The organism is Micromonospora arborensis (assembly GCF_003205615.1).
In the GTDB taxonomy this organism is placed as follows: domain Bacteria; phylum Actinomycetota; class Actinomycetes; order Mycobacteriales; family Micromonosporaceae; genus Micromonospora; species Micromonospora arborensis.
In genome coordinates this window covers 84,514-106,930 of the sequence record NZ_PYBV01000009.1, presented here as the reverse complement: position 1 = coordinate 106,930, position 22,417 = coordinate 84,514, and the positions used below count along the sequence as shown (strand labels likewise).

At 71.2% G+C, this 22,417-nt stretch carries 24 protein-coding genes; 16 read left to right on the top strand and 8 right to left on the bottom strand.

The window, feature by feature from the left end; genetic code table 11:
- The first annotated feature begins 36 nt into the window (after positions 1 to 36).
- Genes purS through C7C45_RS06860 form a run of 4 tightly spaced genes read left to right on the top strand, consistent with a single transcriptional unit; the run spans position 37 to position 4,435 of the window.
- Positions 37 to 300 (top strand): phosphoribosylformylglycinamidine synthase subunit PurS, encoded by a 264-nt coding sequence (gene purS / locus C7C45_RS06875; protein WP_030491392.1) that lies wholly within the window; start codon positions 37 to 39, stop codon positions 298 to 300.
- Positions 297 to 980 (top strand): phosphoribosylformylglycinamidine synthase subunit PurQ, encoded by a 684-nt coding sequence (gene purQ, locus C7C45_RS06870; RefSeq protein ID WP_110562800.1) that lies wholly within the window; start codon positions 297 to 299, stop codon positions 978 to 980. The genes purS and purQ overlap by 4 nt, the downstream gene beginning before the upstream one ends.
- Before the next feature lie 22 nt (positions 981 to 1,002).
- Positions 1,003 to 3,675 carry a phosphoribosylformylglycinamidine synthase subunit PurL gene (gene purL, locus C7C45_RS06865; protein ID WP_110562799.1) on the top strand — a complete coding sequence of 891 codons (2,673 nt, stop codon included), beginning with the start codon at positions 1,003 to 1,005 and terminating at the stop codon, positions 3,673 to 3,675.
- A 4-nt stretch (positions 3,676 to 3,679) separates the two neighbouring features.
- Positions 3,680 to 4,435, top strand: a complete 756-nt coding sequence (locus C7C45_RS06860; protein WP_110562928.1) for a 2-phosphosulfolactate phosphatase — start codon at positions 3,680 to 3,682, stop codon at positions 4,433 to 4,435.
- A 123-nt stretch (positions 4,436 to 4,558) separates the two neighbouring features.
- Here C7C45_RS06860 and C7C45_RS06855 read toward each other — a convergent pair whose 3' ends face one another.
- Complete coding sequence (locus C7C45_RS06855) at positions 4,559 to 6,688, bottom strand: carboxypeptidase-like regulatory domain-containing protein (RefSeq protein ID WP_167454671.1); 2,130 nt, start codon at positions 6,686 to 6,688, stop codon at positions 4,559 to 4,561.
- 161 nt (positions 6,689 to 6,849) lie between these two features.
- On the opposite strand from C7C45_RS06855, the gene C7C45_RS06850 reads away from it, so the two are divergent.
- The 5 genes from C7C45_RS06850 to amcA all read left to right on the top strand — a co-directional run bounded on the left by C7C45_RS06850 (position 6,850) and on the right by amcA (position 11,550).
- Positions 6,850 to 7,203: a sterol carrier family protein gene (locus tag C7C45_RS06850; RefSeq protein ID WP_110562797.1), complete on the top strand. Its 354-nt coding sequence runs from the start codon at positions 6,850 to 6,852 to the stop codon at positions 7,201 to 7,203.
- 167 nt (positions 7,204 to 7,370) lie between these two features.
- Complete coding sequence (purF, locus tag C7C45_RS06845) at positions 7,371 to 8,909, top strand: amidophosphoribosyltransferase (RefSeq protein ID WP_110562796.1); 1,539 nt, start codon at positions 7,371 to 7,373, stop codon at positions 8,907 to 8,909.
- A gap of 59 nt (positions 8,910 to 8,968) precedes the next feature.
- Positions 8,969 to 10,123: a phosphoribosylformylglycinamidine cyclo-ligase gene (gene purM / locus C7C45_RS06840; RefSeq protein ID WP_110562795.1), complete on the top strand. Its 1,155-nt coding sequence runs from the start codon at positions 8,969 to 8,971 to the stop codon at positions 10,121 to 10,123.
- 127 nt (positions 10,124 to 10,250) lie between these two features.
- The gene (amcB, locus tag C7C45_RS06835) at positions 10,251 to 11,354 is read left to right on the top strand and encodes a cyclophane-forming radical SAM peptide maturase AmcB (protein WP_341866474.1); all 1,104 of its coding nucleotides are present in this window, start codon (positions 10,251 to 10,253) and stop codon (positions 11,352 to 11,354) included.
- Entirely contained in the window at positions 11,323 to 11,550 is a 228-nt protein-coding gene (amcA, locus tag C7C45_RS06830) for a multiple cyclophane-containing RiPP AmcA (RefSeq protein WP_110562793.1), read from the top strand. The genes amcB and amcA overlap by 32 nt, the downstream gene beginning before the upstream one ends.
- A 137-nt stretch (positions 11,551 to 11,687) precedes the next feature.
- Here amcA and C7C45_RS06825 read toward each other — a convergent pair whose 3' ends face one another.
- The gene (locus C7C45_RS06825; RefSeq protein WP_030332207.1) at positions 11,688 to 11,903 is read right to left on the bottom strand and encodes a DUF3073 domain-containing protein; all 216 of its coding nucleotides are present in this window, start codon (positions 11,901 to 11,903) and stop codon (positions 11,688 to 11,690) included.
- Positions 11,904 to 12,203: 300 nt separating this feature from the next.
- Complete coding sequence (locus C7C45_RS06820; protein ID WP_110562792.1) at positions 12,204 to 13,286, bottom strand: Glu/Leu/Phe/Val family dehydrogenase; 1,083 nt, start codon at positions 13,284 to 13,286, stop codon at positions 12,204 to 12,206.
- A 193-nt stretch (positions 13,287 to 13,479) separates the two neighbouring features.
- Between C7C45_RS06820 and C7C45_RS06815 the strand changes: the two genes are divergently transcribed.
- Together C7C45_RS06815 and C7C45_RS06810 are read left to right on the top strand one after the other, a co-directional pair.
- A complete protein-coding gene (locus C7C45_RS06815; protein WP_110562927.1) occupies positions 13,480 to 14,319 on the top strand; it encodes a DUF8083 family protein in 840 nt (279 codons plus the stop codon).
- A gap of 250 nt (positions 14,320 to 14,569) precedes the next feature.
- Positions 14,570 to 14,779, top strand: a complete 210-nt coding sequence (locus C7C45_RS06810; RefSeq protein WP_007073996.1) for a BldC family transcriptional regulator — start codon at positions 14,570 to 14,572, stop codon at positions 14,777 to 14,779.
- Positions 14,780 to 14,949: 170 nt separating this feature from the next.
- On the opposite strand, the gene C7C45_RS06805 is transcribed toward C7C45_RS06810, so the two are convergent.
- On the bottom strand, positions 14,950 to 15,339 hold the full coding sequence (locus tag C7C45_RS06805) for a PPOX class F420-dependent oxidoreductase (RefSeq protein ID WP_110562925.1): 390 nt from the start codon (positions 15,337 to 15,339) through the stop codon (positions 14,950 to 14,952).
- A gap of 55 nt (positions 15,340 to 15,394) precedes the next feature.
- Here C7C45_RS06805 and C7C45_RS06800 point away from each other — a divergent pair, with 55 nt between their 5' ends.
- On the top strand, positions 15,395 to 16,174 hold the full coding sequence (locus C7C45_RS06800) for a class I SAM-dependent methyltransferase (RefSeq protein ID WP_110562926.1): 780 nt from the start codon (positions 15,395 to 15,397) through the stop codon (positions 16,172 to 16,174).
- Between the two features lie 50 nt (positions 16,175 to 16,224).
- Here the strand turns inward: C7C45_RS06800 and C7C45_RS06795 are convergent, their stop codons facing one another.
- Positions 16,225 to 16,512 carry a hypothetical protein gene (locus tag C7C45_RS06795; protein WP_110562791.1) on the bottom strand — a complete coding sequence of 96 codons (288 nt, stop codon included), beginning with the start codon at positions 16,510 to 16,512 and terminating at the stop codon, positions 16,225 to 16,227.
- Positions 16,513 to 16,688: 176 nt separating this feature from the next.
- Between C7C45_RS06795 and C7C45_RS06790 the strand changes: the two genes are divergently transcribed.
- Positions 16,689 to 17,546 (top strand): 3-hydroxyacyl-CoA dehydrogenase family protein, encoded by an 858-nt coding sequence (locus C7C45_RS06790; protein WP_110562790.1) that lies wholly within the window; start codon positions 16,689 to 16,691, stop codon positions 17,544 to 17,546.
- Positions 17,543 to 18,295 (top strand): enoyl-CoA hydratase/isomerase family protein, encoded by a 753-nt coding sequence (locus C7C45_RS06785; protein ID WP_110562789.1) that lies wholly within the window; start codon positions 17,543 to 17,545, stop codon positions 18,293 to 18,295. Before C7C45_RS06790 ends, C7C45_RS06785 begins: the two co-directional genes overlap by 4 nt.
- 66 nt (positions 18,296 to 18,361) lie before the next feature.
- Here C7C45_RS06785 and C7C45_RS06780 read toward each other — a convergent pair whose 3' ends face one another.
- On the bottom strand, positions 18,362 to 19,705 hold the full coding sequence (locus tag C7C45_RS06780; RefSeq protein ID WP_110562788.1) for an ABC transporter substrate-binding protein: 1,344 nt from the start codon (positions 19,703 to 19,705) through the stop codon (positions 18,362 to 18,364).
- A 155-nt stretch (positions 19,706 to 19,860) separates the two neighbouring features.
- Here C7C45_RS06780 and C7C45_RS06775 point away from each other — a divergent pair, with 155 nt between their 5' ends.
- Positions 19,861 to 20,250, top strand: coding sequence for a hypothetical protein (locus C7C45_RS06775; protein WP_110562924.1), 390 nt, complete (start codon positions 19,861 to 19,863; stop codon positions 20,248 to 20,250).
- Positions 20,251 to 20,307: 57 nt separating this feature from the next.
- Here the strand turns inward: C7C45_RS06775 and C7C45_RS06770 are convergent, their stop codons facing one another.
- Entirely contained in the window at positions 20,308 to 20,748 is a 441-nt protein-coding gene (locus C7C45_RS06770) for a hypothetical protein (RefSeq protein WP_110562787.1), read from the bottom strand.
- Between the two features lie 127 nt (positions 20,749 to 20,875).
- Between C7C45_RS06770 and C7C45_RS06765 the strand changes: the two genes are divergently transcribed.
- Complete coding sequence (locus tag C7C45_RS06765) at positions 20,876 to 21,583, top strand: DUF2786 domain-containing protein (protein WP_110562786.1); 708 nt, start codon at positions 20,876 to 20,878, stop codon at positions 21,581 to 21,583.
- A 136-nt stretch (positions 21,584 to 21,719) separates the two neighbouring features.
- Here C7C45_RS06765 and C7C45_RS06760 read toward each other — a convergent pair whose 3' ends face one another.
- Positions 21,720 to 22,247 carry an SRPBCC family protein gene (locus C7C45_RS06760; RefSeq protein ID WP_110562785.1) on the bottom strand — a complete coding sequence of 176 codons (528 nt, stop codon included), beginning with the start codon at positions 22,245 to 22,247 and terminating at the stop codon, positions 21,720 to 21,722.
- Between the last annotated feature and the right edge of the window lie 170 nt (positions 22,248 to 22,417).

Here is a 22,417-nt window from a genome sequence, read left to right as displayed (position 1 = left end):
TCGGCACCCAACTGCGTACACAGTCAGGAGTGCCCAGTGCCTCGCGTCGTCGTCGACGTCATGCTCAAGCCCGAGATCCTCGATCCGCAGGGCCAGGCCGTCGCAAACGCGCTGCCCCGGCTCGGCGTCGGTGACGTCGCCTCGGTTCGGATCGGCAGGCGGATCGAGATCGAGTTCACCGGTGAACCGGACCTCGACCGCGCTCGGGAAATTGCCGACAAACTGCTCGCCAACCCGGTCATCGAAGACTTCACCGTTCGCCTGGTCGAGGCCGACGAGACCGCGGACGCCCGCTCGTGACCGCCCGGGTCGGTGTGGTCACCTTCCCCGGCTCGCTCGACGACGGGGACGCGGCCCGGGCCGTCCGGATCGCCGGCGCTGAGCCGGTCCGGCTCTGGCACGGTGACCCGGATCTGCACGGGGTGGACGCGGTCGTGCTGCCCGGCGGCTTCTCCTACGGTGACTACCTGCGTTGCGGCGCCATCGCCCGGTTCGCCCCGGTGATGGAGACGATCGTGGACGCCGCCCGGGGTGGCCTGCCGGTGCTCGGCATCTGCAACGGCTTCCAGATCCTGTGCGAGGCGCACCTGCTGCCCGGGGCGCTCACCCGCAACCAGCACCTGCACTTCCGCAACCGGGACCAGGTGCTGCGCATCGAGTCGGTCAGCACCGCATGGACCAACACGTTCCAGCCCGGCCAAGAGGTGCTCATCCCGGTCAAGAACGGCGAGGGCTGCTACGTCGCGGACACCGCGACGCTGGACCAGCTCGAAGCCGAGGGGCGAGTGGTTGCCCGCTATGTCGGCGGCAACCCCAACGGGTCGCAGCGTGACATCGCCGCGATCACCAACGCCGCGGGCAACGTGGTCGGCATCATGCCGCACCCCGAGCACGCGGTGGAGGAGCTCACCGGCCCGTCGTTGGACGGCCTGGGGTTCTTCACGTCGGTCCTCAAGCACCTGGTGGGGGCGCCAGCGTGAGCGCCAGCAGCGAGGAGAGGTCATGACCACCCATCCGGACCCGGTACGCGACACGCCGGAGGCGTACTCCGCCCCGGCGCAGCCGGCCGAGTCGAGCCCGGCGCAGTCCACCGCGCCGGCGACCGCTCCCGTCCAGCCGGCCACCGCCGCCTGGACCGAGGGCGTGGACACTGTGCCGCGCGCCGGCGGAACCCCGGGCGAGCTCCAGCCGTACACCGAGCTGGGTTTGCGCGACGACGAGTACGACCGGATCCGGCAGATCCTCGGCCGCCGGCCCACGCAGTCCGAGCTCGCGATGTACTCGATCATGTGGAGCGAGCACTGCTCCTACAAGTCGAGCAAGGTGCACCTGCGCCAGTTCGGTGAGAAGGCCCCGCACAGCGACCGGATGCTCGCCGGCATCGGCGAGAACGCCGGTGTCGTGCAGGTCTCCGACGAGCTGGCGGTCACCTTCAAGGTCGAGTCGCACAACCACCCGAGCTTCGTCGAGCCGTACCAGGGTGCGGCGACCGGCGTCGGCGGCATCGTCCGGGACATCCTGGCCATGGGCGCCCGCCCGGTCGCGGTGATGGACCCGCTGCGCTTCGGTGCCGCAGACCACCCCGACACCGCCCGGGTGCTCACCGGCGTGGTCGCCGGTGTCGGCGGCTACGGCAACTGCCTGGGCCTGCCCAACATCGGTGGCGAGCTGGTCTTCGACCCCTCCTACCAGGGCAATCCGCTGCTCAACGCGCTCTGCCTGGGTGTGCTGCCGGTCAGCCGGCTGCAGAACAAGGCAGCCGCCGGCCCGGGCAACGTTGTCGTACTGATGGGCGCCAAGACCGGCCGGGACGGCATCGGCGGCGTGTCGGTGCTGGCCAGCGCCACCTTCGACGAGGGCAGTGAGGCACGCCGCCCCGCCGTGCAGGTCGGTGACCCGTTCACCGAGAAGCTGCTGATCGAGGCGTGCCTCGAGCTGTACGACGGCCAGCTCGTGGTCGGCATCCAGGACCTCGGCGGCGCCGGGCTGACCTGCGCGCTCACCGAGACCGCCGCCGCGGCCGGCACCGGCATGCGGGTCTGGCTGGAGCGGGTGCCGCTGCGTGAGCCTTCGATGGACCCGCACGAGATCCTGGCCAGCGAGTCGCAGGAGCGGATGCTGCTGGTCGTCGAGCCGGACAAGCTCGACGCGGTGCTCAAGACCTGCGAGAAGTGGGGCGTGCTGGCCACCGCGATCGGTGAGGTCACCGCACCGGAGCCGGACGGCCACCCCGGTCGACTGGCGATCACCTGGCAGGACCACCTGGTCGTCGACGTGCCGCCGGGTTCGCTCGTCGACGACGGCCCGGTCTACGCCCGGCCGATGCGCGAGCCGGCCGACCTGATCCTGCTCCAGGCCGACCGGGCCGAGACGCTGCCTCGCCCGGCCGACCCGGAGGCGCTGCGGGAGACCGTGCTGCGCATGATCGCGTCGCCGAACCTGGCCGACAAGACCTGGGTCACCGAGCAGTACGACCGCTACGTGCTGGGCAACACCGTGCTCGCCCAGCCGGAGGACGGCGGCGTGATCCGGATCGACGAGCGGACCGGTCTCGGCGTGGCGTTGTCGTTGGACGGCAACGGTCGGTACGCCCGACTGGACCCGTACAACGGCACCAAGCTGGCCCTGGCTGAGGCGTACCGGAACGTGGCGGTGACCGGCGCGAAGCCGATCGCCGTCACCAACTGCCTCAACTTCGGATCGCCGGAGGACCCGGCCGTGATGTGGCAGTTCGCCGAGGCCGTGCGCGGCCTGGCGGACGGCTGCCTGGAGCTGGGCATCCCGGTGACCGGCGGCAACGTCAGCTTCTACAACCAGACCGGCGCGGCGGCCATCCACCCGACCCCGGTGGTCGGTGTGCTGGGCGTGCTGGACAACGTCGCCGACCGGGTGCCGATGGGCTTCGTCCCGCGCGCCGGTGGCGACCACGACCAGCTCTACCTGCTCGGCGAGACGAACGTGGAGCTGTCCGGCTCGGAGTGGGCCTGGGTGACGCACGAGCACCTCGGCGGTATCCCGCCGCAGGTCGACCTCGCGCGGGAGAAGACGCTCGCCGACCTGCTGTCCGAGGCGGCCCGCGTCGGGCACCTCAGCTCGGCGCACGACCTCTCCGACGGCGGCCTCGCGCAGAGCCTCGTCGAGTCCTGCCTGCGCCGCGGCGTCGGTGCCCGGGTCGCGGTGCCGGAGCAGTTCGCCGAGGGTTCGATGCCGTTCGTCTACCTGTTCAGCGAGTCCGCCACGCGGGCGCTGGTGTCGGTGCCCCGGGGCCACGACAAGGCGTTCGCGGCGCTCTGCGCCGAGCGGGGCGTGCCGTTCGAGTTGATCGGCGTCACCGACCCGTCCGGCGGCGCACTTGAGGTGCACGGTCAGTTCCGGATCGGCCTGGACGAGTTGCGCGCCGCGCACACCGAGACGCTGCCTCGCCTCTTCGGGGGCTCGGCGGCCGTCGAGGTGGCCGCGCCGGCCGCTGGCGTGGCGGGTGCGGTCGAGGCCGTCCCGCTGCCGGTCGCACAGGCAGTGCCCGTCGACGTGGCGGCGGTGGTCTCCGAGCCGATCGCCTCGGCCGGTCCGGTCCCGCAGGCCGGTGCGGTCGAGCCGATCGAGTCGGAGCAGCCGACCGTCGACCAGGGCGGGTCTGACGCCGGTGCCAGCGCGCCGTCGCCTGACGAGCGCTGAGGCGTTGGCGGCCGCAGTCTACGGCCAACCCGGATCCGGTGCCCGGTTCGACTGGGGGCTGACCGGGGCGGCCGAGCTCGGCCGGGTCTGCGCGGCGCTGGTGGTGGTGGACGTGTTGTCGTTCACCACCGCCGTGGAGGTCGCGGTCGCCCGTGGCATGCGGGTGCACCCGTTCCCGTGGGGTGAGCAGGCCGCCGACTATGCGCTGCGGGTCGGCGCGGTCGCCGCGGTCGGTCGTCGGCGGACGACCGCGGAGCATCCGTGGTCACTCTCACCCGCCGCGCTGATCAGTGCACCGGTGGTGGCGGACCTGGTGCTGCCCTCGCCGAACGGCTCCGCCATCAGCGCGGCCGCCAGCGCCACCGGCCTGCCGGTGGTCGCGGCGTGCCTGCGTAACGCACGCGCCGTCGGGCGTTGGCTGCGCCGCCAGGGGTACGGCACGGTGGACGCTCCGATCGGTGTGATCGCCTCGGGAGAACGGTGGCCGGACGGGTCGCTGCGCCCATCCGTGGAGGACCAACTCGGTGCCGCCTCGGTGCTGGACGCCCTCTCCGGTGTGCCCGGCGGGCTGTCCGTGGAAGCGGCCATGGCGCTTGCCGCGTTGGCGAGCACTCCGGACGTGCCGGCCGCGGTGCGCGGCAGTGTTTCCGGGCGGGAGTTGACCGAGGGCGGCTTCGCCGAGGACGTGGACGTCGCCGTCCGGATCGGCGTGTCGGACGTCGTGCCGGTGCTCCGCCAGGGTGTCTTCTCCGCCGCTTGAGCAACGCGGGCAGCAGCCCGCCTGGCGCGTGCCCACCCCGACGTCATCGACCGGGAGTGAATTTCGTAACAGCGAAACGGTCACCCGGATCTCCGGGTGACCGTTTCCGTGCGCTGTGGTCGGTCAGTCGTCCAGCCAGTCGAGGCGTCGGCCGCCCCGCTCGGTCGGCGGTGGGGTGTCCGGCCGGGTCCGGCCGCCGGCGGGTTGGCCGTAGCCGCCCTGGTCGTAGCCTCGGTCGTCGTAGCCGCCGCGCTGCTGTGGGGGTTCCTGGCCGTAGTTGCCGCCCTGCTGCGGAGGCTCCTGGCCGTAACCGCCGCCCTGCTGCGGAGGCTCCTGGCCGTAGTTGCCGCCCTGGTTGTACCCGCCGGCGGGTTGGCCGTAGCCGCCCTGGTCGTAGCCTCGGTCGTCGTAGCCGCCGCGCTGCTGCGGGGGCTCCTGGCCGTAGTTGCCGCCCTGGTCGTAGCCGCCGGCGGGTTGGCCGTAGCCGCCCTGGTCGTAACCGCCAGCCTGCTGGCCGCCATACCCCGCGGTCGGCTCGGCAGCCCGTCCGCCGTACGGGGCCGGGTCGGACTGGCCGTACCCCTGCCCCTGCTCCGGCTGGTAGACGCCGGTGGCGTACGGGTCGGCCGGAGCCGGGTACTGGGTGCTGTCGCCGGTGTACCGGCCGGTTGGCTCGTCGTACCGCTCGCCGTAGCCCGCGCCGCCAGCGGGAGCCGGCGGGTAGGCCGCCGTTCCGGCCGGGGCGTTGTAGTCACGGCTGCCGTAGCCGCCACCGGAGGCCGGTGCGTTGCCGTAACCAGCGCCGGAACCAGGGGCGGCGCCGTAGCCGCCTTCGGAGCCTGCCGGGGTGCCGTAGCCGCCGCCAGAGGCGGGAGCGTTGCCGTAGCCGCCGCCAGAGGCCGGCGCGTTGCCGTAGCCACCGCCAGAGGCCGGCGCGTTGCCGTAGCCACCGCCAGAGGCGGGAGCGTTGCCGTAGCCGGCGCCGTACCCCCCGGGTGCTGGCTCGTCGCCGTAGCCGGCACCACCCCAGCCCTGCTGGCCCGCACCGCCGTACGCCTGCGCCGGCGCACCGTACGGGTCCGGCGGGACGTCGTCGACCACCGGGCGGTGCATCATCGTCGGGGCCTCGCTCAGCGCCGCACCGCCGACCATGGTCGGGTCCGCCCCGCCGCCGGGCCGGCCGCCCACCATTCGGGTCTGGTCGTCGGCGCCGCGGAACCCGCCCCGCGCCGGCGGCACCACAGCGCCGCCACCAGCCGCCGATGGGGCCGCGTCGTCGTCATCGCCGCCGTTCTCGCGGCGCTTCATCCAGAGCAGCACGATCGTGCCCACGCCGGCGGCGACCAGGAGGCCACCGAGCAGGATGATCAGGTACGAGCCCACCCCGCCGCCGCCGCTGTCTTCGCTGGTCGAGGCGTTCGCCGGAGCACCTGGGCTGGCGTCATCGGTGGCTTCGTCCTCCGCACCTTCCTCGGTCGCCTCCTCGGTGGGAGTGGCCTCGGGGGTGGTGGACGGCGTGGCGCTGGGCGTCACCTCGACCTTGATCGCGAGGCTGATCCGTTGCCCGGTGACGGACTGCCCGGCACTGGCGTTGATCGTCTTCCTGGCCACCACGTTGTCGAAGCTGGCACCCAGGTCGATCCGACCCGGTGCGATCGGGTTGGCCGTGCTGCCGGTGAAGCGGAAGTTGCCGCTGCCGTCGCTGGTGGTGTCGAAGCGCTTGCCGGTGCTGTCCAGCAGCATGACGACCGCGTTCGGCACTGCCTTGCTGTTGGCCTGTGCGACCACCTTGCCGGAGACCGACTGCACGGTCTGCTTCGGCGGCGGCACGGCGGCCTTGCCCTTGACCGTCAACGCGACGTTGGCGGTGTCCGGGCCGGAGTCGGCCTGTACGGCAACCGTGATCGTCGCTGTCGCGTCGCCAGCGTTCTCGTTGGCCGCGATCCTGACCAGCACCGACTTTGTCGGGTTGCCCAGGCCGCCGCCAGAGAAGTCGAAATTGCCGCAACCGCTGGCGCAGGTGACACCAGACGGCAGGCTGGAGAGACTGATCGATCCCTTTTTGTCGTCATTGCCGCCGTTGACGCGCACGGTGATCGTGGCATCGCTGCCGGCATTGACGGTGACCGAGCCGGGGGAAACCTCGACATCTGCGGCCATTGCTGGTGTGGCGGGGACGGCGAGCAGAGCGCCGGCAACCAGCGCTACGACCACACCGGCCCGCTGCTTCCAGGCACGTCGGTGTGTTGACACGTCCACCGCCTTCCGGGCTGACTTCCCTCTGACCGGCGGGGCGCCGGGCCGGGGATCATCACGGTTCGAATACGCCGTCGGCAACTATGCCTTGTCCGACTGGATCGGCGCGACCCAGGGCCAGCGTCGCGTGTCCGGCCTGCGGGTCGTATCGTCCCGTCGTGTCCTCTCCGCACAGTAAGTCCGCTGCCGTTTCGGCGGTGTTGTTGGCGCTCGATGAGGGGCGTACGCCCGAACGGCCGGTGTTCCGAGAGGCGGTCCGGTCGTTGTTGGCCGTCCTCGCGGAGCGCGCCCCCGGCCGATCGGTGGAGGTGCGTGTCCCACCATACGGTGCGATCCAGTGCGTACCCGGACCTCGACACACCAGGGGAAACCCGCCAAACGTGGTCGAGATGGCTGCCGACACCTGGGTGGAGTTGGCAACCGGGAGGATCGGCTGGGCGGAGGCGGTCGCCGAGGGCCGCGTCCAGATGAGCGGTGTCCGTGCGGACCTCTCGGCGTATCTGCCCCTCTAGCCGCCCTGATGTCCCACCCAGGGTGACGCTCAGCAGGGGCATCGTGACTATCTGTATTGACGGCGTTTCGCGTACACTGTCAGGCGACGACAGTGGTCCCGGCAGGGGAGTGTGGATCCGCCCGTGATCCCGCCCGGCCGGTCCAGACCAGCATGAGGGAGCGGTAGGTGCCCCGAGGCGACGGCCGGCTGAGCCACGACCTTGACCCCCAACGACCCGGCCCGCAAGACGCCTGTGGTGTCTTCGGCGTCTGGGCCCCCGGCGAAGAGGTTGCCAATCTGACCTACTTCGGCCTCTATGCCCTGCAGCACCGCGGCCAGGAGGCGGCGGGCATCGCGGTGAGCGATGGCTCCGGTGTGGTGGTCTACAAGGACCTTGGCCTGGTGGCCCAGGTCTTCGACGAGCCCACCCTGGCGAGCCTTCGCGGCCACCTGGCGATCGGGCACGCCCGTTACTCCACCACCGGCGCGTCGAACTGGGAGAACGCCCAGCCGACGATCCGGTCGACCACCTCCGGCACGACCATCGCGCTGGCTCACAACGGCAACCTTGTGAACACGGCCGAGCTGGAGAAGGAGGTCGCCGAGCGCGGCCTGATCGCAGACGGTTCGACAAACGACACCTCCCTGGTGACGATGCTGCTCGCCGGCCGACCGGATCTGTCGGTCGAAGCGGCCGCACTGGAGGTGCTGCCGCAGCTGCGTGGCGCGTTCAGCTTCGTCTTCATGGACGAGTCGACCCTCTACGCGGCCCGTGACCCGCACGGCGTCCGCCCGCTGGTGCTCGGCCGCCTGGAGCGCGGCTGGGTGGTGGCCAGTGAAACGGCCGCACTGGACATCGTCGGCGCCAGCGTGGTCCGCGAGGTCGAGCCGGGCGAGCTGATCGCGATCGACGAGAACGGGCTGCGCTCCACCCGCTTCGCCGCGCCGGAGCCCAAGGGCTGCCTCTTCGAGTACGTCTACATCGCGCGCCCGGATGCCACGATCGCCGGGCGCAACGTCCACGCGGCGCGAGTGCAGATCGGTCGGCAGTTGGCCAAGGAGCACCCGGTCGAGGCTGACCTGGTGATCCCGGTGCCCGAGTCGGGCACCCCGGCCGCGATCGGCTACGCGGAGGCGTCCGGCATCACCTACGGCGCCGGCCTCATGAAGAACCCGTACGTGGGGCGCACCTTCATCCAGCCGTCGCAGACCCTGCGTCAGCTCGGCATCCGACTCAAGCTCAACCCGCTGCGCGAGAACGTCCGGGGCAAGCGGTTGGTGGTCGTGGACGACTCGATCGTGCGTGGCAACACCCAGCGCGCCATCGTCCGGATGCTGCGTGAGGCGGGGGCGCTGGAGGTGCACGTCCGGATCTCCTCCCCGCCGGTCAGCTGGCCGTGCTTCTACGGCATCGACTTCGCCACCCGGGCGGAACTGCTGGCCAACGGGTTGGACAACGACGGCATCCGGCGCTCCATCGGCGCCGACACGCTGGGTTACGTATCGCTTACTGGCCTGATCGCCGCGACCGAGCAGCCGAAGACCCGGCTGTGTCGAGCGTGTTTCGATGGGGAGTACCCGATCGAGCTGCCGGCCGGCAACCTGATCGGCAAGCACGTGCTGGAAGGGGCGGGCCGACGGGTCGCCAACTCGGCACCGGAAGCCCCACACACCAACGGCTCGTTCGTCGCCACTCCGGGTGACGTGACCGCTAACCGCCCGTAGCACCAACCGGCGCGGCCCGGCCACCGCCGGCGCGGCACCGAGAACCAAAGGGGAGAACCGTGACGCACGTGTCCGAGCGCAGCGGCGCAGGAAGCAGCCCGACCGGCGCCGGCGGCGACCGCCAGCCCTGGACGGCCGGTGCTGGCCGTCAGGCGCGCAAACGTTCGGTCTCGTACGCCGACGCTGGGGTATCCATCGACGCGGGCGACCGCGCGGTGGAGCTGCTCAAGTCGAAGGTGCGCCAGACCCGCCGCCCTGAGGTGCTGGGTGACCTCGGTGGCTTCGCGGGCCTGTTCCGGCTGGACACGAAGAAGTACAAGAGCCCGATCCTGGCGTCCTCCACCGACGGGGTGGGCACCAAGCTGGTGATCGCCCAGCAGATGGACATTCACGACACGGTCGGCATCGATCTGGTCGCGATGGTGGTGGACGACCTGGTGGCCTGCGGCGCCGAGCCGCTGTTCCTGCTCGACTACATCGCCACCGGCGAGGTCGTGCCGGACAAGGTCGCCGAGATCGGCGCGGGCATCGCCGACGGCTGCCGCTACGCCGGCTGCGCGCTGCTGGGCGGGGAGACCGCCGAGCACCCCGGCGTGCTCCGCCCGGACGAGTACGACATCTCCGCGACCGGTGTCGGTGTGGTCGAGGAAGCCGACATCCTCAGCCCGGACCGGGTCGAGGTGGGCGACGTGGTGATCGCGATGCGTTCTTCCGGCCTGCACTCCAACGGCTACTCGCTGGTCCGGCACGTGCTGCTCGGCGCGGCCCGGATGCGACTGGACATCGTGATCGACGACTTCGGTCGGCAGCGGACCCTGGGTGAGGAGCTGCTCACCCCGACCAAGATCTACGCCAAGGACTGCCTCAAGCTGATCGCCGAGGCCGAGGTGCGGGCGCTGTCGCACATCACCGGCGGCGGCATCCCCGGCAACCTGGTCCGGGTGCTGCCGGAGCACGTCGACGCGGTGGTCAACCGGTCCACCTGGAAGCCGCAGCCGATCTTCGACCTGATCCAGTCGAAGGGTCGCATCGACGACCAGGACATGGAGTCGACCTTCAACATGGGCGTCGGCATGTTCGCGATCGTGTCGGCGGAGGACGCTGACCGGGCGCTGGCCACGCTGACCGGCCGTGGGGTCGAGGCGTGGCAGGCCGGCGAGATCATCGAGGGCACGGGCAACGTGCAGATGGTCGGTCAGCACACCCGGGGTTGATCACGCTCCGGTGATCGTACGGGCACCTGATCAGGGCTTCACCCGAGTGGCCAATGCCGCCTAGCCTGAAGGGCTCAGGGCTAGGCGGAGGAGGGTGATGGCTGCTCGGGGACGCTCGTTCAGCGGGATGCGCGGTCTGGCCACCGTCCCGTCGTACGTCGTCATGCAGCCGACCACCCTCTGCAACCTCGACTGCGCGTACTGCTACCTGCCGTTTCGTGCCGCCGACCGCCGAATGCCGGTGTCGGTGGCCGAGGCGGTCGCGGCGGCGGTCGAACCCTGGGCGGCGGCCGGCCGGTTCTCGGTGGTGTGGCACGGTGGTGAGCCGCTGGCGGCCGGCCGGGAGCACCTGGCCGACCTGATCGCACCGTTCGGGCCCGAGGTCGAGCACCACGTGCAGACCAACGCCACCCTGATCGACGACGACTGGTGCGACTTCTTCGCCCGGCACGAGGTGCGGGTGAGCGTGAGCGTCGACGGGCCCCGGGCACGCAACGGCGACCGGGTCAACCGGGGCGGCCAGCCGGCGTACGACCGGATCCTGCGCGGCGTGGCGGCCCTGCGCCGGCGCGGCCTGCCCTTCTCCGCGCTGGCCGTGGTGTCCCGGCCGGAGCCGGGGCTCGCCACCGAGCTGTACGACTACTTCCTCGAGTTGGGCTGCGACGTGTTGGGCATCAACATCGAGGAGACCGAAGGGGTCAACACCCGTGACAACAGTCACGACCCGGCGGCGGTGACCGGTTTCTGGGCCGAGTTGGTCGCGGCGTGGCGTCGGGAGCCCCGGATCCACCTGCGCGAGATCGAGTGGTCCCTGCGGTACGCCGCGGCGGTGCTCAACAACTCGGCGGACGGGGTGCTGCCCCGCCGACTGGACCCGATCCCGACGATCGGTCACGACGGCTCGGTGACCGTGCTCTCCCCGGAGTTGGCCGGCTTCACCGACCCCCGCTACGGCGATTTCAGCAGCGGCAACGTGCTGACGACCCCACTGGCGGAGATCCTCAGCGGTGCGGCGGCGACGCCGTGGGTGGGAGAGTTTCTGGCTGGGGTGGAGGCGTGCCGGGCGTCCTGCCCGTACTTCGGCTTCTGTGGCGGTGGCCATGCCGCCAACCGTTACTTCGAGCTGGGGCGTTTCGACGGCACGGAGACCGAGCACTGCCGCAACAGCAAGATCCGCCTATTGGAGGGAGTGTTGGAGCATGCCCGAGACCACCAGTCACCGGCGGCCTGAGCGCGAAGCGGACGACGGCGTCACCGAACGGGTACGGGAGGCGGGTCCTGCGCTCGTCGAGCTGCTGCAGGAGGCCGAGGACGCGCGGCGGCTGCGTTCTGAGGTGTCGGCGGGCGATGGTGCCAGCGCGGTCTGCGCCTGGAACCACTTCGAGAACATCCCGACGTTCTACAACTGGAACAACCGCCCGCGCTGACGGGAGCCACGATCGGGGGCCTGTCGAGCGACCGGATTGGCTCCGGTCGGGTCAGGCCCCCTGATCGTCGGCAACTGCACTGCACGGGACGTGCGTGAGCACGCGGATGTGACCGCGTGCTCATTTCCGTCGAGAGGTCAGCGGGTCGGACGGACCCAGGGATCCGGATCGTCGTCCGCGTGATCCTCATCATCGTCGTCGACGAACTCTTTAGAGTCGTCGTCGAAGTGGTGCTCAGACTTACCAGCACCCGCCAGTTCGCGCTGCAAGGCGGTGAGGTCGGTGTTCGGGGAGTGGTACTTCAACTCCCGGGCCACCTTTGTCTGCTTGGCCTTAGCACGGCCGCGCCCCATGGCTCGACCCCCTCGCACAGAATGCGGGGCAGCCCGAAGGCGGGCCCCGATGACGTCAGGCATCTCTCGTGGCTCTTACGGTACATGGGGATGCCACCGTTCGGCACCTCGGGTTACCGTCAGCCGGCTCTGCGCGTCGCGTCGATCCGGCCGTCACCCAGTGTACCGGGTAAGGAGCGGAACGGTTAGCACCCGTGACACCGGACAAACCGCATCAAAGTTGACCCGACTTCAGCTTACTGGCCTGCGCCGACAAAGGGAGCCCGGAGGCGGATCCCGCCGACCCGCCTCCGGGAACGCTCAGCGCAGATGGATCGCGCGCAGCCGGCCGACGTCCGCCATCCGCCGCTCCGCCAGCCGGTCCGCGGCCACCGCCGGCGGCACGCCCTCGGCGTCAGCCAGGCGCAGGATCTCGCGGGTGGTGTCGTAGATCCGAGTCGCCCGCAGCTTCGCCCGGTCGAAGTTGAAGCCCTCGATCTCGTCGGCCACCTGGATCACACCGCCCGCGTTGACCACGTAGTCCGGCGCGTAGAGGATGCCCCGGTCGGCCAGCAGCTTCTCGATGCCCGGGTGGGCGAGTTGGTTGTTCGCCGCCCCGGCCACCACCTTGGCGCGCAGCGCGGGCACGGTGTCGTCGTTCAGGGCGCCACCCAGCGCGCACGGCGCGTACACGTCGATGTCCGCGGCGACCAGCGCGCTGGCGTCGTCGACCAGGGTGACCTGCGGGTGGTTGGCGCGCACCCACGCCAGAGCCTTCGGGTTGACGTCGGTGGCGACCACCTCGGCACCATCGTCGAGCAGGTGCCCGGTGAGGTACTTGCCGACCTTGCCCAGCCCGGCCACGCCGACGCGGCGGCCCTGCAGGCTCGGGTTGCCCCAGACATGCTCGGCGGCGGCCCGCATGCCCTGGAAGACGCCCCAGGCGGTGAGGATCGACGAGTCGCCGGCACCGCCGTGCTCCACGCTGCGCCCGGTCACGTAGCGGGTCTCCCGGGCCACGACGTCCATGTCCGCCACGTACGTGCCGACGTCGCAGGCGGTGTAGTAGCGGCCGCCCAGCGACTCCACGAAGCGGCCGTACGCCCGCAGCAACGCCTCGCTCTTGATCTGCTCAGGGTCGCCCCAGATGACGGCCTTGCCACCGCCCAGGTCCAGCCCGGCGAGCGCGTTCTTGTACGCCATCCCGCGGGACAGGTCGAGCACGTCGGCGAGGGCGTCGTCCTCGCTGGCGTACGGGTAGAAGCGGGTGCCGCCGAGCGCCGGCCCCAGCGCGGTGGAGTAGATCCCGATGATCGCCTTCAGGCCGCTCTGCTTGTCCTGGCAGAACACGACCTGCTCGTGACCGGTCGAAACCGGGTCGTCGGTGCTCGCGAATACACCCATGATTGGCTCCTGGAATGGTGTGCGTCCTCGTGGGACGCGGACCTGTTGGACCCCGGCGGGGATGCTGCCGGTCTGATCGAGCCTAGTATCGGCCGCCTTGAGGGCGCTCGACGCGCCGCCGCCGTCCCACGTTGCGGCGCGCGTGGTCCGGCCGCTGCCCGCGTACGGGTGCGGTTCGTGGGAGGATCGCGCCGTGCCGTCGCTCTTCGCTTCTTACCTGCGCGTGTACGAGCCGTTGACCGCCTTTGACCGAGACCGGCAGAGCTACTGGCGCCGCTATGTCTCGGAGGGGCGGGCGGTGGCCCCGGTCGAGGGCCCCGGCCGGCAACGGACGGCGGTGATCGAGGCGCTGGGCGCTGGCTGGACCCGGCTGCCCGACCTGCCGGAGGAGGCGTACGTCCTGGAGACGGACGACAGCCTGCTGGTCTGCCCCTGGAACCTGCGGATCCGGGTCGCTGAGGCGGCGCTCAGCGCCCGGGACGGGGTGCCCTCGGTGCTCGCCGACGCGTTCGTCCCGCCGGTGCTGGCCGGGCAGGCCAGGGCGGTCGTCGACGATTGGCGCAGTGGTGCCCGGGTGCTGGAGCACGGGGTGCCCCGGGTGCACGAGCAGATCGCCACCTGGGGGGTGCCGCTGCGCTGGTTCGTGCTCTTCGAACCGGCCGAGCGGGACCTGATCACCCAGCCGGGTCGGCGGGCGCTGCGCTACCGCACCGAGATCTCCAAGGCTCGCCGCCGCTCGTCGCGGGCGCTGTCCGTGCTGCGCAAGTCGGTGGGCGAGGCGCCGATCACCGAGGCGGTGGAGGAGGCGGCCCGCTGGCTGGAGGAGTTCCATCCACGGTCGGTGGTCGAACTGGACTACGGCGGCCTGGTCGACCTGCTCTCCGACGAGACCCTCGCTGCGGACGACTCGCCTGAGTTGGTCGCCACCGGCCTCGCGGGGCTGTCGCGGGGTGAGGCCGAGGAGGCGTCCGCCGCGTACGACAAGTTGGTGGCCCGGTGGCGCGCGGTGCAGCTGTTGGAGCGGTGCAACTAGGGCATACCGCCCAGGGAGCGCTCCCAAGGCGAGGCATGCTCGTAGTTGACGCATCACGAACCGTGATCATGAGTCCGAATAAGGTAGTTTCTACGGTGTAAAAGTCGTAAAAATCGGGCATGGTTCATCCGTCCGTCTAGGGACCTTCATCCGTTCGGCCCATGTCGGACATCGGGGACTAGCCGGACCATGGGAGACGCGTCGGCCGGCGGGACCCCGGCCGATGTCTATACATGTGGAGGAGTGACCGATGGCATCGCGAACGCACGAACCAGAGCCGCTACTCACACCGGCCGAGGTGGCGTCGATGTTCCGTGTCGACCCGAAGACGGTGACCCGGTGGGCAAAGGCGGGCAAGCTCAGTGCCATCCGCACCCTGGGTGGCCACCGTCGATACCGCGAGTCGGAGGTCAGGGCGCTGTTGCAGGGTCAGATCCCGCAGCAGCGGCAGGGCGACTGAGCGGCACGAGTTTTTCCGGTCAGGGGCGGTGGATCTCGATCCGCCGCCCCTTTCCATGCTCGGCGGCCCTGCGCCGCCTACGGGGCAATTCGGGCGGTGATCGACTCCATGTCGCCGATGTGGCGGCATCCCGGCTCGCGAACACCGCAATATCGCCGACCTGGAGCGGCTCAGCGCCGGCCCTCGGCGAGCGTCACCCGGATACCGACCGTGCCGCCCTCACCGCGGCGTAGCCGGCTGCCGAGCAGGCTCAACCGGCCGATCACCCGGTACTTGTGCTTGAGCAGGTCGCGAATGCGACCGGTGTCCCCGCCGCCGCAGATCGTCGCGTGCGCCGGCACCTCCGCGCCATGCGGCCGGCCCCGCACGTCGCACGGCGCCAGGGTCACCTCGCCGTTGTTGCGGATCCGTTTGACCTTGCCCGAGTCGGCCCGGGTCCAGACCGCCAGCGCCTCGCCGTCACGGACCGCCCAGACCGGGGTCGGCACCGCTCGACCGTCCTTGCGGAAGGTCGTGAGCAGCAGATATTTCTCGGCGGACAGCCGGTCCAACACGGTCACGCCCGCCAGGATACGACCGCTGCGGGCCACCGAGTGGCCGGATAGCGTGAACGTCGTGACAGGCGAGCCTCAAATCGGTGACGTGATCGGTGAACTGCTGCGGGACACGCTTGCCGTGGCCACCGGGGTGGGCCCCCGACCGCTCGTCGGCGGCCGACTACCCCGCCCGGTCATCGAGATCATCGAGCGGGACGACGGTCTGATCAATGGCGCTCCGGCCGCGCACTACCTGGACGGCCCGCAGGAGTGGCAGCCGTACGACCATCGGGCGGTGGACCGGGTCCGCGGCGAGACGCTCGACATCGGCACCGGCGCCGGCCGGATCGCGCTGGTGCTCCAGGAGCGCGGCGTGCCGGTCACCGGGCTGGACACCTCGGCGGGCGCGCTGGCGGTGAGCCGGCGTCGCGGCGTCCGGCGGCTGGTGCACGGCACCGTCGACACGCACGTCGCCGACGGTCAGCGGTACGACACGTTCCTGCTGCTCGGCAACAACCTCGGACTGTTCGAGGGCCGGGAGCGTGCCCCCGGGTTCCTGGCCGCGCTCGCCGCGCTGGCCCGACCGGGGGCGCAGATCATCGCGCACGGCACCGACCCGTACGGCACCCGCGATCCGCTGCACACCGGTTACCACGAGCGCAACCGCCGTCGGGGCCGGCTCGGCGGTCAGCTACGCCTCCGGCTGCGTTACCGGGAGCTGGGCACCGAGTGGTTCGACTACCTGGTCTGCTCCGCGGACGAGTTCGCCGCGCTGGTGCACGGCACCGGGTGGCGGCTGACCGATGTGGATGACCGGGACGCCCCCTACTACCTGGCCACCCTGCGCCTGGCCGACTGAGCGTCGGCCCCTGCGCTCCACCGTGCGGAGGGCAGGGGCCGACGTACCGCTCAGACCTGGACGGTCGGCGGGAGCTGCTCGGGCGGGAAACCGCCGTCGCCGTCGACCACCTCGTCCGGAGTGCCGTCCTCGTCGATGTCGACCATGGTGATGTCCACCTTGCCGTCGCCGTTGGTGTCGAACTGGAACAGGTCGGCCTTGCCGTCGCCGTCGGTGTCCACCACCCACACGTCCGTCTGGCCGTCGTTGTTGGTGTCCGCGCGCAGCAGCTCGACCCGCTCGTCGCCCCGGGTCTCCACGATCTCGGAGTCGGTGACGCGCTCCGGTGCCTGGCTCATGTCGACTGGTTCCTTCCCTCGGTTGACGGGCCGTCAATACCCGATCCCACGCTCCCCCAAGCATGGGCGGGTCGTCGCGCTGTCTAGGGTCGCACCATGAGCGAGCCGAGCGGGCGGAACACCCGGGCCGGTGTGGCGGAGACCCCGCCCGCCGGCGGGCGGGACAGGGAGGCGTGATGAGCGATCGTTTCGTGGTCGTCGGTGCCGGCACGATGGGGCTCGGCATCGCGTACGTAGCGGCCGGGGCCGGGCATGCCGTCGAGCTGGTCGAAGTGGACCCGGAGCGGGGCGCGACCGCGCTGAACCGGCTCGCCGAGCTGTGGGAGCGGGCTGTGCAGCGCGGGAAGTTGAGCGCCGACGAGGCCGCCGCGAACCGGCAGCGGGTCACGCTCCGCCCGACGCTGGCCGAGGTCGCTCCCGCCCCGCAGGTGATCGTCGAGGCGGTGCCGGAGCGCCTCGACCTGAAGCGGGCGGTGCTGAAGGATGCCGCCGAGCTGCGCCCGGCCCTGCTGGGCAGCAACACCTCCAGCATCGCCATCGGTGAGCTGGCCGCCGAGCTGGACGCTCCGGAGCGCTTCGTCGGCCTGCACTTCTTCAACCCGGTCTGGGCGATGACGCTTCTGGAGATCGTGGTCGGCCCGGCGACCGCCGAGGAGACCACCGAGGCGGCCGTCGCGCTCGCCGGCCGGTTGGGCAAGGACCCCGTCGTCGTACGCGACCTGCCCGGCTTCGCCACCTCCCGGCTCGGGGTCACCCTCGGGCTGGAGGCGATCCGGATGGTCGCCGACGGGGTGGCCAGCCCGGCCGACATCGACAAGGCGATGGTCCTGGGTTACCGGCACCCGATCGGCCCGTTGGAACTCACCGACCTGGTCGGCCTCGACGTACGGCTGGACATCGCCCGCACCCTCCAGGCCGCGTACGGGGACCGCTTCGCGCCGCCACCGCTGCTCGTGGAGATGGTGGCCGAGGGGCGGCTGGGTAAGAAGTCCGGGCACGGCTTCTACCAGTGGAGTGGCGGGGTCAAGCAGTGAGCGCGACGAGTGGGCTGCGGATCGAGGAGCGGCCGGACCGGCTGGTGGTCACCCTGGACCGACCGGAGAAGCGCAACGCCATCGACGCCGACCTGATCGCCGAGCTGCACCAGGTCTGCGCCGAGTTGGAGGCACGCCCGCGGCTGCTGCTGCTCACCGGTGGCGCGGCCGGCATCTTCGCCGGTGGTGCCGACATCGGCCAGCTCCGCGAACGGGGCCGCACGGACGCCCTGGCCGCGATCAACTCCGCGGCCTTCGCCCGGATCCGGGCGCTGCCGATGCCCACCGTGGCCGCCGTCGACGGCCCGGCGCTGGGCGGTGGCGCGGAGCTGGCGTACGCCTGCGATCTGCGGGTGTGCACGGCGCGGGCGGTCTTCGGTCAGCCGGAGGTGCGGTTGGGCATCCTGGCCGGCGCTGGCGCGACCCACCGGCTGCCCTCGTTGATCGGTGAGGGCCGGGCCAAGGAGCTGCTCTTCACCGGCCGGCGGGTGGACGCGGCCGAGGCGCTGCGCATCGGTCTGGTGAACCGGGTGGTGGACGAGCCCGATGAGCTGCTGGCGGTGGCGCACGCGTTGCTCGACGAGATCGCCCTGGGCTCGTCGCTGGCGCTGCGGCTGACCAAGCTGGCGGTGGACGCCCCCGCCGCCGCGCACCCACAGCTCGATCTGGTCAGCCAGGCGGTGCTCTTCGAGGACGAGGAGAAGCACCGGCGGATGACCGAGTTCCTGGAGCGCCGCCGGCCGCGGTGAGCCCTCGAAACGAAACGGCCGCACCGGCGAGAGCGCCGGTGCGGCCGTCGTGGCCCGGTGGTCGGACTACTGCCGGATCTGTACCCCGGAGTCGGCCAGGCCGCGGATCACCTGAGCGGACTCTCCGAAGCCGATGATCAGCACGGCGTCCGCGCCGAAGTCCTTGATCTCCTTCGCGCCACCGCTGAAGTCGACCGGGGGTGCCTTGGCGTCGGCCGGCGGCTCGTACGTCAGCAGCTTGAGTCGGTCGGCGGCGACGCCGGCCTTCTCCAGCTCGTCACGGACGGTGCCCTGCAGGCCCTCACCGTAGGAGTCCTTGCGGGCGACGATGACGATCTTCTGCGATCCGTCGCGGAGGATGACGTCGGCCAACGCCCGGCCCTGGAGGCTGTCCGGCGGGGCGGTGCGGAAGTAGAGGCCACCGTCCTCCACGTCGGTCAGGCTGCTGTCGGTGTTGGACGGGGAGAAAAGGATCTTCCCGGCCTGCACCACGTCCGGCAGCACCGCCCGGGAGATGCCCGAACCACCCGCGCCGATGATCACGCTGACGCCGTCCGTCACGTGCTTGGCCACCGTCGCCTTGGCCACCGTCGGGCTGGTGCCGTCGTCGCCGTCCAGCCAGGTCACCGGCTTGCCCAGCGCGCCACCAGCAGCGTTGATCTCCCTGATCGCCAGCGCGGCGCCGGCGGCCATGGGCGGGTACGCGATGGCCAGGTCACCGGTCTTCGGCAGCAGGCCGCCCAGGATCAGCGGCTTCTGCCCGGCATTCACGCCGGGGCGCTGCTTCTTCGGCTTCGGCGGCGTCTTGGTGCTCGCCGCCGACTCGATGCCCGCGCCGACGAACTCCGTCTTGCCGTCGTTGATCTGCTGCCCGTCGAAGGTCAGCGTGGCGTAGCTCGCGGTGGCCGGCTCACCCTTGTCGGTGAAGCCCGCCCGGCTCAGCGAGACGCCGCGATACTCGACGTCCTGCCCGGCACGGGCCAGCGCGAGGCAACTGGCTGGGTCCTCGCAGCGCTGCCCGTCGTTGGTCACGGCGACGATCTGCTTCGCGATCGCTGCCGGGTCGGTGGTTCCGGCCAGCTGAGCGGCGAGTACGGCGACCACCACGGCGTCGTACGTCTCGGCGGAGTACACGAAGTCCGTCACCGCCGGATTGACGGCCCGTAGTCGGCTCTTGAAGTCCTCGGGAAGCGGGACGAGCGGCGTGGTGCCCTTCATCCCGTCCACGAGATTCGCACGTTCCTTCAACTCCGCAGGATACGTGTTGAGCATGTTGCCGTCCGTGCCGTAGAGGCGCACCTGTTGGGCGCTGGTCTCCTTGGCCTTGTCATCCCCGCAGGCGCTTGTGGCGAGCAGGATCGTCGCACAGGCAGCCAGTGAGGCCACCCGCGAGCGGCGTGATACGAGCATGGTCGTCCTTCCTCCGGCGAAGGTCCGCTGCGCACATTAGCGTGCCGAGGCCGGCTGCGGGACCGTGGAGGCGGCGTAAAGCGCAGGTCGCTCGCGTTGAACACGGACAGTGACGGTCATCGAAGGCCTTGACCATGCGTCCTACTGTGCGCTGGGTGACGGACCTACCACAGCAGACGTTCGACGACGCGGCCGCGGTGCTCCGCTCGGCGCTGACCGGGGATGGTGACGCGGTGGTGGGAACGTTCGACGCCGTTGTCGACCGGGCCGGCCTGAGCGGCGCTTACGGGGTCGCCTGGTGTCTGGCCGCGACGATGCTCGGTGACGTGCCGGCGGCCAGCGGAGCAGCGCTGGACTTCCCGGGAATCGACCAGGCGGAGTACGACACCCGCTGGGTGGCCCGCTTCGTCAGCGCGTACGCCAATCGGGACGAGCCGACTGGGGAGGCGCTGTTCGGCGCTGCGGCAGCCGACGGGCTGCTGCCCGACTGCCTGCTCACGCTCGCCGGCTCGACGATCGCCACCCTGCGCAGCCGCGCCGGGTGACCGGCCGCCGGGTCGCGGCGTCCGTCGGGGGGCGGACGCCGCGACCGCGCGAACCACTCAGAACGCGTGGTACGCGATCAGCGGCTCGTACTCGTAGCGCAGGTTCTCGAAGCGGACCCGGAAGTTGACCCCGTCCCGGACGTCGGTCGCCACCGTGATCCAGCCCGAGTTGGCCGGCAGGTAGGTCCAGTAGTTGCAGGCGCTCGTCTTGTCGACGAAGATCACGCACGCCTCGGTGGCGTACACGCTCGCGTTGCGGACGTTGATGTCGCGACAGCGGGTCGTGGTGCGGTACTGGCCGGCCGAGCCGCCGTAGCGGCCGGTCTCGAAGTACGACCGGACGGCCCCGCCGTAGCAGGTGGCGAGCGGGGCGAACGCGTTCGCCCCGGTGCTGGTCGGTGTGACCGGCCCGACCGGTTCGGCCCGCGCGGGGGCGCCGGCGAAGAGCAGTGTGGTGGCCGTGGCGACGGCGAACAGGCGAGCGGTTGGGGATGCCATGCATGCCTCCGGGAACAGTTGGTAGACCGTCCGTATTGGACTGATCAGCCGATCGTGACGATGATAGTCATCGATCGAGGGTGGCGCGCACCCTGTGGTGTCCGGCCCATGTGATAGCTCTGTAGGCATGTCCGAGGCCATGCTCAGCAAGGTTCGCAAGCTGCTGGCCCAGGCCGAGGACCCGGCCTGTACGCCCGCCGAGTCGGCCGCGTTCACCGCCAAGGCGACCGAGCTGATCGCCCGCTACGGCGTCGACCGGGCGCTGCTCGCCGCTCGTGACCCGACCACCGACCCGGTCGGCGACCGGGTCCTGGACATCGTCGCCCCGTACGCCCGCGACAAGGTCGGCCTGCTCGCCGCGGTCGCCGAACCACTGCGCTGCCGCTGCGTACGCCGCCAGCGGGGCAGTGGCTTCACGCTGCACCTGTTCGGCTTCGCCAGCGACCTGGAACGGGTCGACCTGCTCTTCACCTCACTGCTCGTGCAGGCGGCGCACGGCCTGGCCGCCACGGCGGTGCCTGCGGACGACCATCCCGCTGCCTTTCGCCGGTCCTGGCTGGCCGGGTTCGCGCAGGTGATCGGGGGCCGACTCTGGGCGGCGGAGACGGCGGCGGCCAGCGAGTCGGGCACACCGTCGGTGGCGCTGGTGCTGGCCGACCGGTCCGACCGGGTGCAGCGACGGCTCGCCGAGGAGTACCCACGGCTGCGCACCGCGCCGCCACGCAGGCTGGGTGGCACCGGCTTCGGCTCCGGGGCGGAGGCCGGCCGGCACGCGGACCTGGGTGGTCGGGACCTCGGCGGCAACGTCGCCCCGGCACGCCAACTCGGCCACTGATGGTCGCGTGGCGGCGCGGGTCGGTGGCTCGGCCCCTGGTCGGTCGCGTGGCGGCAGGGGGCGGCGGCTCGGCCGCTGGTTCGTCAAGAGGCGGAGGCCGACGGCTCGGCCGCTGGTGACCGCGTGACGGGGGCGGTCAGGCGGGGGTGGTGGGCTGGTGGCGTGACACCGTCGCGACGTAGCGGGTGAGCAGCTCGTGCCAGCCGGCGGTGAGCGCCTTGCGGTATCCCTCGGCGGCCTCACCGTGCCGGTCGAAGTGCCGGTGCTCCAGCTCGACCCGGGTGCGCGCCGACCCCTCGGGCAGAAACAGCAACTCGACCTCGCTGGCTCGGGCCGGGTCCGGCACCGGCGCCCGGTCGGGGCCGATCTGCCAGACGAAGACCAACCGGCGCGGCGGATCCCAGGTGAGCACCCGGCCCCAGTCGGAACGGAAACCGTACGGACCGATCTCGTAGAGCATGCCGCCAGCTCGCGGCTCCATGCCCAGCTCGGCGAGAGCGTCCGGGCCGGACCAGGTGTACTCGGTGACCCACCAGTCGGTCAGCTCATCGGTGAAGACCCTGAACGCGTGCTCTGCGGAGCCCGGGACGAGGAAGCTGCACCGTAAGGAGAACCGGTCGGCGTCCTGCCGAATGTCGGTCGGATCAGTCATCCCCTGTCCCATAGGCCCGGACCATACCGGCTGATGCCTGGGTGCGCAGCTTCGCACGGCGCCCGGTTCCGGACACTCGGTTGTCGAGCCGGCACGGCGGGAGGCGTTGCCGAGCGGTCACGGACGGGATGCGCCGCCGGAAAGCGGGTAACCGCGCCGAACGACCCGGATGACCGGGCGGT